General features: G+C 35.4%; 19 protein-coding genes and 1 tRNA gene. All 20 read right to left on the bottom strand.

Annotated elements, in window-relative coordinates:
* Positions 1-15: 15 nt before the first annotated feature.
* The 20 genes from AC4BC4_RS01115 to AC4BC4_RS01020 all read right to left on the bottom strand — a co-directional run bounded on the left by AC4BC4_RS01115 (position 16) and on the right by AC4BC4_RS01020 (position 12,629).
* Positions 16-222: a hypothetical protein gene (locus tag AC4BC4_RS01115; RefSeq protein ID WP_438758778.1), complete on the bottom strand. Its 207-nt coding sequence runs from the start codon at positions 220-222 to the stop codon at positions 16-18.
* Positions 223-341: 119 nt separating this feature from the next.
* A complete protein-coding gene (locus AC4BC4_RS01110; protein WP_490476490.1) occupies positions 342-695 on the bottom strand; it encodes a tail assembly chaperone in 354 nt (117 codons plus the stop codon).
* Positions 696-747: 52 nt separating this feature from the next.
* On the bottom strand, positions 748-1,299 hold the full coding sequence (locus tag AC4BC4_RS01105) for a phage major tail protein, TP901-1 family (protein ID WP_490476489.1): 552 nt from the start codon (positions 1,297-1,299) through the stop codon (positions 748-750).
* Between the two features lie 11 nt (positions 1,300-1,310).
* Positions 1,311-1,670: a hypothetical protein gene (locus tag AC4BC4_RS01100; protein WP_490476488.1), complete on the bottom strand. Its 360-nt coding sequence runs from the start codon at positions 1,668-1,670 to the stop codon at positions 1,311-1,313.
* Positions 1,667-2,005: an HK97-gp10 family putative phage morphogenesis protein gene (locus AC4BC4_RS01095; RefSeq protein WP_490476487.1), complete on the bottom strand. Its 339-nt coding sequence runs from the start codon at positions 2,003-2,005 to the stop codon at positions 1,667-1,669. The genes AC4BC4_RS01100 and AC4BC4_RS01095 overlap by 4 nt, the downstream gene beginning before the upstream one ends.
* Positions 2,005-2,307, bottom strand: coding sequence for a hypothetical protein (locus AC4BC4_RS01090; RefSeq protein ID WP_490476486.1), 303 nt, complete (start codon positions 2,305-2,307; stop codon positions 2,005-2,007). Before AC4BC4_RS01090 ends, AC4BC4_RS01095 begins: the two co-directional genes overlap by 1 nt.
* Positions 2,304-2,654: a phage head-tail connector protein gene (locus tag AC4BC4_RS01085; protein WP_490476485.1), complete on the bottom strand. Its 351-nt coding sequence runs from the start codon at positions 2,652-2,654 to the stop codon at positions 2,304-2,306. Before AC4BC4_RS01085 ends, AC4BC4_RS01090 begins: the two co-directional genes overlap by 4 nt.
* Positions 2,655-2,705: 51 nt before the next feature.
* A complete protein-coding gene (locus tag AC4BC4_RS01080; RefSeq protein ID WP_490476484.1) occupies positions 2,706-3,716 on the bottom strand; it encodes a major capsid protein in 1,011 nt (336 codons plus the stop codon).
* Positions 3,717-3,740: 24 nt separating this feature from the next.
* A complete protein-coding gene (locus tag AC4BC4_RS01075; RefSeq protein WP_490475386.1) occupies positions 3,741-4,097 on the bottom strand; it encodes a hypothetical protein in 357 nt (118 codons plus the stop codon).
* Between the two features lie 11 nt (positions 4,098-4,108).
* Positions 4,109-4,762, bottom strand: coding sequence for a DUF4355 domain-containing protein (locus tag AC4BC4_RS01070; RefSeq protein WP_490476483.1), 654 nt, complete (start codon positions 4,760-4,762; stop codon positions 4,109-4,111).
* Positions 4,763-4,887: 125 nt separating this feature from the next.
* Positions 4,888-5,115: a hypothetical protein gene (locus AC4BC4_RS01065; protein ID WP_490476482.1), complete on the bottom strand. Its 228-nt coding sequence runs from the start codon at positions 5,113-5,115 to the stop codon at positions 4,888-4,890.
* A gap of 18 nt (positions 5,116-5,133) precedes the next feature.
* Positions 5,134-5,370 carry a hypothetical protein gene (locus AC4BC4_RS01060; protein WP_490476481.1) on the bottom strand — a complete coding sequence of 79 codons (237 nt, stop codon included), beginning with the start codon at positions 5,368-5,370 and terminating at the stop codon, positions 5,134-5,136.
* A complete protein-coding gene (locus AC4BC4_RS01055; protein ID WP_490476480.1) occupies positions 5,367-6,239 on the bottom strand; it encodes a minor capsid protein in 873 nt (290 codons plus the stop codon). The genes AC4BC4_RS01060 and AC4BC4_RS01055 overlap by 4 nt, the downstream gene beginning before the upstream one ends.
* Before the next feature lie 22 nt (positions 6,240-6,261).
* On the bottom strand, positions 6,262-7,728 hold the full coding sequence (locus AC4BC4_RS01050; RefSeq protein WP_490476479.1) for a phage portal protein: 1,467 nt from the start codon (positions 7,726-7,728) through the stop codon (positions 6,262-6,264).
* 157 nt (positions 7,729-7,885) lie between these two features.
* Positions 7,886-9,202, bottom strand: a complete 1,317-nt coding sequence (locus tag AC4BC4_RS01045) for a PBSX family phage terminase large subunit (protein ID WP_490476478.1) — start codon at positions 9,200-9,202, stop codon at positions 7,886-7,888.
* The gene (locus AC4BC4_RS01040) at positions 9,189-9,542 is read right to left on the bottom strand and encodes a phBC6A51 family helix-turn-helix protein (protein ID WP_490476477.1); all 354 of its coding nucleotides are present in this window, start codon (positions 9,540-9,542) and stop codon (positions 9,189-9,191) included. The genes AC4BC4_RS01045 and AC4BC4_RS01040 overlap by 14 nt, the downstream gene beginning before the upstream one ends.
* A gap of 789 nt (positions 9,543-10,331) precedes the next feature.
* Positions 10,332-10,892 carry a hypothetical protein gene (locus AC4BC4_RS01035; protein WP_490476476.1) on the bottom strand — a complete coding sequence of 187 codons (561 nt, stop codon included), beginning with the start codon at positions 10,890-10,892 and terminating at the stop codon, positions 10,332-10,334.
* Positions 10,893-11,423: 531 nt separating this feature from the next.
* Positions 11,424-11,496: transfer RNA gene (locus AC4BC4_RS01030), tRNA-Asn, on the bottom strand.
* Between the two features lie 478 nt (positions 11,497-11,974).
* Positions 11,975-12,394 (bottom strand): DUF722 domain-containing protein, encoded by a 420-nt coding sequence (locus AC4BC4_RS01025; RefSeq protein WP_490476475.1) that lies wholly within the window; start codon positions 12,392-12,394, stop codon positions 11,975-11,977.
* A 4-nt stretch (positions 12,395-12,398) separates the two neighbouring features.
* Entirely contained in the window at positions 12,399-12,629 is a 231-nt protein-coding gene (locus AC4BC4_RS01020) for a hypothetical protein (protein WP_490476474.1), read from the bottom strand.
* Between the last annotated feature and the right edge of the window lie 12 nt (positions 12,630-12,641).

The raw sequence follows: 12,641 nt of genomic DNA, 5'->3' as shown, positions 1-12,641 counted from the left end.
TATTTTCCTCCTTTCTTATAGTTTCGATAAGAGCTTGTACATTTCTATTTCTGATTCATCTATTTCTAAAGCCTTACTAGAAATTCCAGTTTCTATGAGTTTTTTGTCGTAAAAATCATAAAATGATTGATACTCTGGTACTATTTTGTCTCCTTGTTTCTTGGTGTTTTTCGCTACTTGAATTTTATAGGCTAGAAGATGAAGGTTTTCCATTTCATCCATTCTTTGTAGCCTCTTACCTTCCATAAGCATCGAGTATTCCCAAACTGTCATCCTATCTATCACTTCAAAATCTGTTATATTTAGGTATCTGATAATGTTTAAGCTAATTTCATCATGAGTTAATCGGCTATGTTGAGTTGTTTTTTCCACATCGCTAGTTTCTTTTTTGATACGTTTGCCTCGCCTAGTGCTGAGATTACCTGCTCAAACAAATTATCAAGATTTTCCGCTTCCTCAATATAAATATCTACTTGATGTCCACTAGGTCGCCCTTTTTTTATATGTGCAGTTCCGTGATAGATCACTTCGGAAAGAGCAACTGCGCTTTCGGCATATAATTGTGGTAGCAAGGTATCTAGCCCTGCGCCGAACACTAACCCTTGTCCTTCAACCTTATAAATCGTATCAATTTCACGATTGAAAGCTAAACCAAAAATGATTTCAGTATCATGTCCATTAATTTTCAATTCCATTATATTTTCCTCCTAAAAATAAAGGAGCAGATAATTCCGCCCCTTTATTTTACTATTTTTTAATTGATCTACTTTCTGCTGGTGTAGGTACATATTTGTCCGTATCACGGAATGAATATTGGATTACTTGAGATTGCTCATCAGTTACTGTCGCTAACCCTTTAGCACCTGTTCCGTTGATAGCCAAACCGATTGATAATTCAGTGAGATCTTCCGCTCCGAACGTTGATTCTGTAGATGTGATGTATCCTTGATAATACGTAGCAGGATATTTATTAGTCTCAGCCGCTTTTGTCAAATCTTCTTCAGTGTTTTCTGTTTTGGTTATTTCCCAAATTTCATATAAACTTCCATCGATTACAGCTTGTTCCAGCTCATCCTGTAACGTATCGCCCTGAGCTAAAATAGAAGTAACACTCATTTCTACTGTAGCCACTCCTGGAACGTTTACGTTTCCGTCTTTTGTAATTGTATTACTCGAATCACCTTCAATTGTTCGACTGTGTTCAGTTTGGAAAGCTAAACGTTTTGCTTCCATTTTTTCAGCTTCAACTAATTTTCTGAAAAGCAAAAATACATTAATACCTTTAATTGCTGTTGCCATTTAAATTCCTCCTAGTTTAAATAAATAGGCACAACTAAAATCCCGTGTAACAGTACGTTAGTTATGCTTGTTTCAGTAATTGTTCTATCTTCTATTTCTGATTCTTTGACCTGAAAGTTCTGTGTCAAGATATCAATAACAGATGATTTTATAGTTGTTAATTCTCTTCTGTTTTCGGCAAGTCCCCAAATATCAATAGATAAATTTATCGTTTGTAAACTGCCACTTTTTGTAGCTATGCGATCCGTATCCATATTACTCATTTCGATAAACGGATAACCCACATCATTCATTTGTTTGTAGATGTATATTTTTACGCCGATTGTTTTTAATAGAGAGTACGCTTTATCAAATATAAATTGGTCATTCATTTTACTAACCTCTCCATATCTTTTTTAAATTGCTTAGCTTGCTTCTTGAACGCTGGTCTAATATATGGTTGAGCTGCCATAAACCTTGTGCCAAACTCCACATATCCATCGTATTCTGTGTGAGGTTCTGTTACGCTAGTTAAACCGCCATCCTTGATCGTCTGAGTTATTGACCTTTCAAGCGTTGCAGTGTCGACCGGGGCGTTCACCTCGGCTTCATGAGTTAATTCAGATCCGTTCATTCTCACAACGTTTTTCAAGTCAATTAATGTTGCGTTTCTTTTCAATGCTTTTTTGAACTCTGATGCTCCAATAATAGTTTTTAATCTGCCCATTAGCTGGTCACCTCTTCTGCTACAAAAGCGCATTTGCGACTAGGTTGTCTTTTGGTGCCCACTTTATATTTTTTGTTCTGGTAGATAATATGAGTGGGGTTGAAATCTATAGGACTTAGAAGTCGAATGACTTTAGTTCCATTTCTCCAATCTCCAAAAGCAACCTGCATAACCTTTTGTGATGCATCAGTAACGTTAGCTCGTCTTTTTTTAAACGCAGTAACTTTTGTAATTTCTTTGCCTTGATCTGAATCGTACTCTTTTTTCTCTATACGTAACTCAACTTTTTCGTTATATCTCATGTAAAGCGAGCAACTCCTTTACGCGGGGAAATATTCTTATTGGCTTCTTCCTTCGCTTTCCATGCATCAATATCATCTTGAAACTCATCTAAAAGCTTTCCATAATTGATTGTTTCCCCTTCTTGACCATAGGAGTTCATTCCTTCGTTCCCTTTTCGGTTAAATCGTTTAATGGTACATTCCACCACTATATAGTTTAAAATCTCAGGAACAGCATCTAAGAAACCTAGGCGAACGTTCAATTGCTGAGCAATACGCTTGATAAAATCTGTTAATTGCTTGTCTAAGTCATCTTCTTCTATTTCCAGCGTCCGCTTAACTTCAGATAAAATAGTTGATTCGTCCATAAAAGCCTCCTTCTGAATAATAAAAAGGCTAGTCAATGACTAACCTCTCCTTTATTTCAATGGCGGCAATACTGTAGCTTGAAATACGTTGTCTGCTTCTGGGAAACTTGGTAATGCAGTTCCAGCAGCTTTAGTCCATGTTCCGACTGGATCAAGTTTTTCTTCGTAAACCATAGCAATAATATTGCCGACTTTATAATCATTTGAACCACCAGACAATAAACGAGATTCTTCAGGTGTAACACCGAAAATAGATTCTCCAGGATTTTCTGAACCAAACATAACTAATTTATCCTCTGGGAAATACCTTTCCTTAACCAAAATTCCTGATGCATTTTCTTTATTGTATTTCGCATCGTATGTCGCAATAGTTGGCAACCCAAACTGTTGTAACATTTGATTTAACGATCCAGGAGTAGGTAATAGTCCAGCATCTTTGAAGTATGCCTTTACGCCTGTATTTTGTAAAATAGCATTACGAACTTTAGTTGATGTCAGCATTCTTGTAGGCATAGTATCTAAAGTTGATGCCCATTCTGTTAATAATCCGATAATATCTGTATTTGCTTTAGTAAAGTCAGCATTCGCTTGATGTTCTTCTGGAACGTTGTAGTCAACAACCAAGTCTAATCCATTCTCATCAAGTGTTACAGTACCGTTTGCTAAAACTTCCATACGCATTTTTTCTACACGAGCGTTTACAGAACCAACCATTGAATATACATCGTTGTATACTTCTTGCTCTAAATAACGTTGTTCTTCCGCAGTGCGTGGGTTTCGTAATGCAATTAGATCCTTTTCTTTCAATTGGATTTTACGTTTGATAAATGCTAGTTCTTGAGCGCTTTTCGAAGCAACACGAGAAGCGATCTCTGCCTCTGTATCAAATGCGTGTACGCTAGCAATTGTAGGAATCTTAGAACCCGCTTTTAACACATCAAATTCTAATCCTTGTACTTTTCGAGACGGAAACAGTGACTCTCCTAATAGAATTGGTGCTTGACGATCATTTACATAATCTAATACATTTTTTTGTGAAAATAACTCTGCAATATTTGCCATTTGTTTATTCCTCCTATTTTATCCTTATTGTCCGCCACTTGGCGCAGTTGGTAGTGATAACATTTTACCTGCAGCGTCGTATAACTTAATTTCTCTCATTGCAGTTTGTGCTTCATCAGTCGGTTTAACTGGTAAGCGATCAATTAAGATATGTCCTTCTACAATCACACCAACAGGTTGCGGGCCATTTGAAACATCTACATCGTTAATCGTGATGCCTTCTGCTGTTGCATCGTTTTTCGGATACACTGAACCGGCCGGCAATATGCCATCAACTACACCAGCATGTGTCCCATCAACTTGTTTTGTGAAAGACAAGAAGTCGGCACTTTTTAAAATATTAATATCTTTGTACGTTTGATTTTTCTTTACATAGACCATTTAAATTCCTCCTATTTAGTTGCCCAAAGATCATTCTCAGGCTGTTTAGTTTGATTGTTGGCTTCTTTCGCCATTTGCGCTCCACGAGAAAGAGTAGCTGACGTTGTGCCATCAAGAGGTATCTTAGACCCTAAACGTTTTTCAAAGTCTGCTTTGATGACTTCTCTTTCGCCCTCAATTAGTTCGACAAACGTTTTTACTCTCTCTGACGTAGCTTCTGCGCTGTCTTTGACGACAAACGAAAGAATGCCTTCGCTTGCTTGAATTCCTTTGTCAGCGAGCATTGATGTAGCTGTATTTGCCATTTGAACTAAAGTTTTCTCTCTTTTTAGGTTGTCAATTTCTTCTTGTAGCTTTTGTCGCTCGTAATCAGTTTTTTCTTTATCATCCATTTCGGCTAACTTAGCGGCTTCATCTTTTTCAGCTCGCCATTTTTCTTCTGCTGAACTTAAAGCTTTTTTTGTTTCTGTAGCAATCATTTTCGCTACTTCATCACGAGTAAATGTTTTGCCTTTTTCTTGACCTTCATCTGTGTTAGTTCCACTTGGTAGCTTTTGGTCATTGTTATTATCCGTCGACGGTGCTTCTTGACCTCCATCACCAGCTGAACCAGTATCAGCTGAAAAGTATTGTAAGTTTAAAGGTATTAATGAACGCTTTTTCATGATTTCCTCCTAGTGGTTACGCCACAACCCGATAAATTTGATTGGTTACGCCTATCACTCGAAACAGCTCAATATTTAACGCCCCGAGCAGTAGAGGGCATAATAAAAAGTCGTTAGCTGATTAACTAGCGACTTGAATATTTACGGCTTGGTTTATATTCTTTTTTTGGCTTTTCTGTTTTGAAACTATACTGATTTTTATTAGCATTGTCTAAACCATCTACTTTGCACAGCATCTTAATAGTTACCACTGAAATATTATCAATAGAAGAATCTAATTTTACATCGGTAACTCCTGTTATTTTTTTCTCATCGATGTAAACACCATTATTAAATTTAATTAGATTTAACATTCTAAATTCACCACCCATTCATTTCATAAAATTTGATATTTCCTTCGCAATTTCTTTCCCATCAATTTTTACTACTGTACTTAACGGAGCTTTGTCTTTTTTTTCAGATGGATAAGTCAAATTGATTGATACACCAATTGAGCCGTCATCATACTCCGTTTCAGATACATCAACCGTTTCCAAATCGTCAACATTTGTCTCTGCAATGATATCTATTGCTAAATCCATTAACTTTACTTTGTTATTTGTTTTCATAATCCTTTACCCTCCAAATATTTTTCAAATTCTTCACGATCAAAATATGGTGCTGTGCTACATCGGCAATTAGGATGTATTGGCGCTGCGTTGACTCCTACTTCAAAATCTTCCATCATTATCGGTTCTTTTGTAACAGCCTTGCATATTGGGCATGCTGTCGATTCTCTTATAAAAATGAACTGGTCTATTTTATTAAATTTATACGATTGCTTTTGCACTTCAGTCTGTACTCTAGCTAACTCTGTTCGAACTAGTCGTTCAGCTTGATTTTTAGTAACATCAAATATCTTTCTCAATTGTCTAGCGATCTCTCTAGGGTTAATTCCTTGCACAATAGCCCTTAATAATAACTTTTCTAACGCCGTTCTAAGTTCAGCTTGAATAATCCCCCATATACGATCGCTAAAATACGCATCTTTATATGATCCATTTACAATAGAAGTGACCTGACTCTTGTAATCATCACTAATATTCCCTAAAATTCCTGCTTGACGTTCAAATTCACTTCTTGCCTCAGCTGATAAGTATTGATTTAATAATTTTTGCAACGCATCACTAGAAGCTGTTAATTCAAGCAGCAAGTTAGACCTCAAAAGTTCCAGACGATTCAGTTTCATTTTAAGATTATAGATTTTCAACTCGTGATTAGCTTGAGGCGAGAAGTCTTTTTCCTTAACATACTTCTTAGCCTTCGCTTCAAAAGTTTTTACATCCATCTCAGACACTCTTTTTCTAGCTTCTTGCATGGATATGCCTTCTTTATCTGCATAGCGATTCATAAAGCTATCAATTTCTTTTTGTATTTCCGTTATAGTTTCTAAATATAAATTTTCAATCTCTTTTTCTAGTTGACCTTGTGTTTTCAATCGTTCGTTAATGTTTCTTTGTTCACGTTTTTTCCAGTAACTTGTCTGGTTGTTCTTCGTCATTGTTTACATCAACCTCGATTTCTGGTTCGTCGGTATACACGCGTTCTAATCCATCGTTACGTTCTTTTTTTATACGTTTAATTTCTGCTTCTGCTGGTACTCCTGTCAACTTAGCAGCCATTTCGCATAACGTTTCATCTGATACAATCCCAACCATACCAGCAATAACTTTCATGATTTCCTCATCAGATTGCGGAACGTTCGGAGTAAAGAGGATTTCTATAGCATTTACCTTTTCGTACAATAACTCTTGTTCTTCGTCTGGATCCATAAAAATAGACTTCACCTTATCGACGAAGCCTTGCGGTTTATTCAAATTATCTTTTAATGACCAGGAGTGAGTGAGTAATCTCAATCGGCGCATGATAGCTTTCTTCACCATGCGTTCTTTGTTTTTCCTATCATTATCACTACCCCAGCCTTTAAAGCGGAATCCGATTCCAGATTGATTACTTCCTATATTTTCATCGGTGAAATCAATTAATGATGTGAAACGTAACATATCTGAAACTAATCGGTCGTTGTAAGCTTCAGTCCCTTGGGTATCATATTCTTTTTTTAGATAGCGTGCATCTGGTTCACTTCCCGTTTGCCCTTCACCATAATATTTTTTATCACCTAATACTAATAGTCTGGCTTGTAACATCTCTTTCAAAACTTCGCTTTTAGAGTTTTCTCCATCTTCGTCCGCTGCCGTTTCCGGATTTCCTTTAATGAGCAAATATGCCTCTGAAGAATCCTGTTGAAAGTTTGCCATAGAAGATTGAGACAGGTCGTAAGCGTCAATATTATCTAAAACTGTTTCGAAATCACCTAGACGTTCATCGTTGTTAATCCATTCGTTGATTTGAACTGTATTAAAATACGTTTGGTGTTTATCTTCTAAAGTAGAATTATCATAGTCTTGTTCTTTTGACTCATACTGATAAAAATAACCGTCATTGGCATAAACATCTATATAGCTAGTTACTTCATCATTAAATTCAACTTTATAATAATGTACACCACACACCGAATTCTTATTTGTAGATGTATCATAAATGATAAACGTTTCTTCTGCGTTGAACTTAACCATCATTTCTTTTCCGAATTCGTCACGCCCTATATATTCAAATGCTCTTCCCAATGCAAGCACATCATCTATTACCAATTGATTGTGGTAATCTTCGTTTGATTGGCTAGAAAATTCATTAATCTTATCAGCTATAGTTTTATCGCCACTATACTTTAAAGGATTACCTAAAAGTACACCTTTCTTAAAATTGACAATAAACCTACCCCAATCATTAGCAATTTTATTATCTGCTCGATCACTGCTCTTATCTTCGGTGAATTTAATATTGTTTTGAGCGATTGAGTACCTCTTTAACTCTTGCAATCGAGGAACTTGTTTTTCTTGATGATGTTTAACGAATGTGACAATCATCTTGAAAACATCCTCGTGTTCAAAATCAATCACTTCCTCTACAGAATCATCCGCATACTCCATTGTCCTTTTTGGAAGTTTCTTAACGGGAACTCGATATACTTTGTTTGCCTCTGCGTCAAATCTCGATCCGTTTAATAATTTGATTGTCATTTAATCACCTACCTAATCCTAATTTTTTGAATGTATCTATTGTTTTCTTAACGTTTATCGGTTCTGGTTGTTTTTTCATATCTTCACTAAATGCATATCTTGTGGCATCTATTGTGTGATTATCCTTGTCCTCTAGACGCGGTTTAGGATTCCCATCTTTATCCGTTTGATAATCAATATTCTCAAACTCTCGGGCAACGTTTGGTGTTCGTAATGGATCAATACAGATAAAGTCTAAATCATCTAACCATTCCTCGCCATATTCCACAGAGTCGGGACCTTTTTTAACACCAGTTATCTTTTTAATACCATGTTCATTTGCTAACTCGGCAATAGATTTAGGCTCAGCTGAATCAGCAAACATCCTGTCTGACTGGTAACCTTTATCATTTAATTTCTTAGCAAACTCACGGTTGCTGATCTTAACGCCGTATATTTCATCAATTGCATAAATGCCATTCTTCTTCTTGTCGTAATGCCATCGCACAAAAGCCAGTGGATCAGTAGCATAACCAAAATCGACAGCATTCCGAATATTATCAAAATTAGCTACCATCTCATCTGTGATAGATCCTGCTTTAACTTGTAAATTGTCAAACGGCACTACACCAGAGCCGATTGCTTTGCCGTCATATTCCCATTCGGCGCGCCTAGGATTACGTTCTCTAGTTGCTTCTACCTCACTAAGAAATTCTTTAGATATAAAGGGATTATCTCTATACGTAGAATGATGCACAAAAGTATTTTTAGGCTGAAAACTTGTCTCATATTTCTTATTAACCCACGACTGTTTTCTTTTCGGCGGATTGTAACTGTAAAAGAATTTATAAAAAAGACCATCCTCTAATTCTCCACGTAGTAGAGAGTTAGTGATAGTCGTTACTTCGTCTTCATTTTTAAATTCAGCCAATTCCTCTATCCACCCGATAGCAAATGGAAATCTTGCATCTTTTAATGATTTAATCCGTTCAGGATTCTGCGCACCTCTGAAAATCATATAGTTGCCACGAGGAAGATACGTTATTTTTAATGGCGATTTGTTACATTTAAACAGATGTGTCACGTCCTGTTGCTCAATCGCCCATTTCATCTGCTCATACAGCGATTGCTCAAGCGTATTGTCTACATAACGAATACCAACAGCATTTACAGCGTAGCGCATTAATAACTGCGTGATAATGTGTGCAATGTCGGATGATTTACCAGAACCACGACCGCCTTTACAAATAATGTTGAGAATATCTGAGTTGAGAGTAACTCGCCAAACCGAATGGAATTTCTTTGGTAGTAATTTCGATAATTTTTTTCTAGCCATCGTCATCACCTATATCGTCCTCAAAAATAGGGGTTTGAATATTAGTCACTTCTTGTTTACTCACTGGTGCAAATCCTCCACGATCAAGTATATCTTTTGCTGCATTGAACCTTACCATTTCAGATCGAGCAGTCATTAAAGCTAACATTGTGTTTAACGCTTTGCCAGATGATTTACCCATTATCTGTTGTACATATTCATCATATGCTTTTGTAAAATCTTCATCTTTTAGCCAGTTATACAAAGTCTGTTCGCTTACCTTTAGTTCTTCGGCGATTTCTCTCCGCTTCAAAGAACCTTCAAACAGCATATATATAGCCTTTTGATGCTTTTTATTCAGTTTCAAAAAATCACCTCCAATCTAAAATAAACTAAAACAACCGTTACGAATGACGGTTAGTTTAGTTTAATTATTATAACGTATGCAGTTCTTAGTATTAATTTCTTATTAGGTATTATTAAATAAAATCATTTTTCGACTCTTCTTCTAATTCAGCTCTAAATAACATGCTATTTAGAAAATATCATTTTTTTCCAAAAAACTCCAAATAAAATAGAGGCTGTACATTAACAACTTAACCATGTAAAACAAGATTATGAATAACAATAATGCGCTAAAGACATATAACGCCTCTAATAGTAAATCATTGATAAATATAATATTTTTATAATCCGTGCCTAGACGGAGTATTAGTATTTGTGAGACTGAATATTTAAATACTTCTTCATATTCTACAGATAGACGAATACATCCATAAAATACTACCCAAATTATTTTTATTTTAGTCAAAAATATATTAAAATTATCATTAATTTTCTTATTTAGAATTGACTCATAGCTCCCTTTATCTAAAATAAGTATAAGAATTGTTATCAAAATCTGAACGTAATAATTAGAAAATAATGTCATTATCCCTTTAATTAAAATTAATATAGATATTCCAATTATTAGATCAGAAAATAATTCCTCGTCTTTCTCTTTTTGAAGCCTGCTTGCTAATTGATCTTTTCTCGTAAAAAATTTAATAAATATGCTCCCCCTTTTTACAAAAAGGATAACTTATTTTTCTGCTTAACTCAATAGTTGTAATACAAAAAGCCACCGCATAAGCGATGACTCTGTAGTCTGTCAATATTATATATTTTTAAACAAAACCTTCGTATATAAATATTCAGAGTATGCATCTCTCATTTCAGTAATACGATTTTGCATTTCTTCCACTGAAAAATTTTCAGCTGATTTTATTTCTTCTTCAACCAAACCTAAAAGTGTTTCAAAATCTTTGTTTAAGTTTTCTTCAAACCCTAGTTTACTCTCTGTAGGTGCTAAATTCGCAATTCTATATTTTAAATTTTCTATGAATCTAATCTTCAAAGTTTCCATTGATTTTCTAGTGCTTTCGTTACCTTGAAAATTTTCAGAATATATTTTGCATATTTCTTCTACATCGTTTATCCCATAAAATCCCATTCTAATCATTTGGCTAATGCTTATCTCGAAAATTGGAGCGGACACATTCGCAATCACCTTTTGATTATCTTCTTTTAATTCTTTGATTATCTTTCTGTTAATAGTTAGTTGATATCCTACTACTACAACTGCAAGAGTAACAATAATTCCCGCAAATGCAAAAGAGAAATTTAATTGTTTATCCATTTGATTAAGGATTTCTTTGTTTATTTGAACAATTTCCAATATCTTTCACCTCAAATATTATTTTTACTTAATAATATCGAAGTTTAACATTTCAAGATAGAGGAACTAGAGTTCTTTCCAAAATATCCACCCTATCCCACAAAGGCTAACGGCAATGCTAATCCATATAAATATCATCGGAATAAAAGTGGGATCTATAATTTCTACAGTTGCCATGTATATTGCTCCTATTGTCATTAACCAAACAGATATTGCTAGCATTTTCCCAATCGTTTCACCCTCCCAATATAAAAAGACCAGCCGATTGACTGATCTAGTGATTATGTACGCTCTCCGAAGAGAGGTTAGCCGCTACTGCAGCTTTTCTTTAGTTTAAAGCACGACGGAGATCGAACAATCCGAGATCATTGCCTCTGTCGCACTAACTGGAGTCAAGCTCATTACAGTCGAGATTGCTTTTACCTAACAGCAGCCCTGATAAAAGGAAGTGGCTGAATGCCTCATGCTACCCCTCAATCTCTTGTTGGGTCAGATACTAAAAGCCATGCCTGGACAATTTAGTCCTCCCAACTGAGATAACAGGGCTCGAACCTGTGCCAACCTGATTAACAGTCAGGCGCTCTACCAACTGAGCTATACCACAATTTATCCTTTAATCTATAGCCAGATGTTACCTCGACTATAGACGACCTTTCAGAAGGGTCTTACGTTAACTTAATAGTTGATTTTAAACTTTCTTAATCTTTAAGTTTCGTTTTAGTTTTTATCGTTATTATGATTTTACGAAATAAAATAAGGAGATGTTCACCATGCTAAAAAAAATACTTTCAAAACTTCAATTAATTTCAAAGGATCTTTTATATGAGGTTGCTCTTTTAGGTGGTGCCCATCTAATATATGAATTCGTTAGCCATTTAGTATAATAATAACCCACCCACAGGTTGTAAACTAGGTATTTACCTGTGAGCGAGTGTTAAACCACCTACAACAATGATCGACATGTTTATTAAAATAGTTGGTTTTAGTTGTGTAATTGTTTGCTGTAGGTGATTTATCTTTGTATTTCACAATATCAATATATCATTATATTCATAGTAATCGGCGCCATTTTTGCGCCAACATTATAAATTAAGTTTTAGCTCATTTGCAATATCCTCAAAAAATTCTGTTCTTAGACGTTGAGCAGTTCTTTTGCTGCAGAATATTTTTTTATTTTGAAGAAGCCCCTCCAATGTATACCTTGGACGTTTAAGTAAATACAATTCTTGAACTATTACTCTCGTATCTTCGTCAGCACGATCCAAAGCATTTGAAATGACCTGCTTATTTCTTTCGAGATTCGTTAATCTCTTATCCTGCTCAATCGTAATCATCAAGTTAACCTGATTGTCATAACTCGCCTTAGTCCCCTTGATATCTCCGTTTAGATCAGATTCGCGGTGAGGATAACGTAGCTCGTCCTCACGCTGTTTAATATATTCATCTGTTTTGTAGTAATCCGCTAGGATATCTTTGATATAGTTAAATGTTGATGTTCTCAATCCGCTAACCCTCCTTATCTTTTTCCATCTGATAAAGTAAGCCACATAAGGTTTTAACCCAAGTCACCAATTCTTCGATAGATTTTTGAAAACCTAACCCGAACAACAAAACAATATATATCAAGGCTCTTAGTTCGTTCCCTAGCGCCATGTTGACCATTGCAGAAACAGTTACCGCTATCATAAGGATTACATCCCAGTACTTATTTAAAAATCTGTTTACTTTTTTTATCATTCATTTACCTCC

This window comes from Enterococcus sp. AMC1086, from assembly GCF_058216575.1.
Note: the sequence above shows the minus strand (reverse complement) of the source record. Positions and strands in the feature narration are given on the sequence as shown.

Coding starts and splice junctions, on each gene's coding strand:
- AC4BC4_RS01115 (WP_438758778.1), bottom strand. CDS start 222: ATGGATGAAATGGAAAACCTTCATCTTCTAGCCTATAAAATTCAAGTA.
- AC4BC4_RS01110 (WP_490476490.1), bottom strand. CDS start 695: ATGGAATTGAAAATTAATGGACATGATACTGAAATCATTTTTGGTTTA.
- AC4BC4_RS01105 (WP_490476489.1), bottom strand. CDS start 1,299: ATGGCAACAGCAATTAAAGGTATTAATGTATTTTTGCTTTTCAGAAAA.
- AC4BC4_RS01100 (WP_490476488.1), bottom strand. CDS start 1,670: ATGAATGACCAATTTATATTTGATAAAGCGTACTCTCTATTAAAAACA.
- AC4BC4_RS01095 (WP_490476487.1), bottom strand. CDS start 2,005: ATGGGCAGATTAAAAACTATTATTGGAGCATCAGAGTTCAAAAAAGCA.
- AC4BC4_RS01090 (WP_490476486.1), bottom strand. CDS start 2,307: ATGAGATATAACGAAAAAGTTGAGTTACGTATAGAGAAAAAAGAGTAC.
- AC4BC4_RS01085 (WP_490476485.1), bottom strand. CDS start 2,654: ATGGACGAATCAACTATTTTATCTGAAGTTAAGCGGACGCTGGAAATA.
- AC4BC4_RS01080 (WP_490476484.1), bottom strand. CDS start 3,716: ATGGCAAATATTGCAGAGTTATTTTCACAAAAAAATGTATTAGATTAT.
- AC4BC4_RS01075 (WP_490475386.1), bottom strand. CDS start 4,097: ATGGTCTATGTAAAGAAAAATCAAACGTACAAAGATATTAATATTTTA.
- AC4BC4_RS01070 (WP_490476483.1), bottom strand. CDS start 4,762: ATGAAAAAGCGTTCATTAATACCTTTAAACTTACAATACTTTTCAGCT.
- AC4BC4_RS01065 (WP_490476482.1), bottom strand. CDS start 5,115: ATGTTAAATCTAATTAAATTTAATAATGGTGTTTACATCGATGAGAAA.
- AC4BC4_RS01060 (WP_490476481.1), bottom strand. CDS start 5,370: ATGAAAACAAATAACAAAGTAAAGTTAATGGATTTAGCAATAGATATC.
- AC4BC4_RS01050 (WP_490476479.1), bottom strand. CDS start 7,728: ATGATTGTCACATTCGTTAAACATCATCAAGAAAAACAAGTTCCTCGA.
- AC4BC4_RS01045 (WP_490476478.1), bottom strand. CDS start 9,202: ATGACGATGGCTAGAAAAAAATTATCGAAATTACTACCAAAGAAATTC.
- AC4BC4_RS01020 (WP_490476474.1), bottom strand. CDS start 12,629: ATGATAAAAAAAGTAAACAGATTTTTAAATAAGTACTGGGATGTAATC.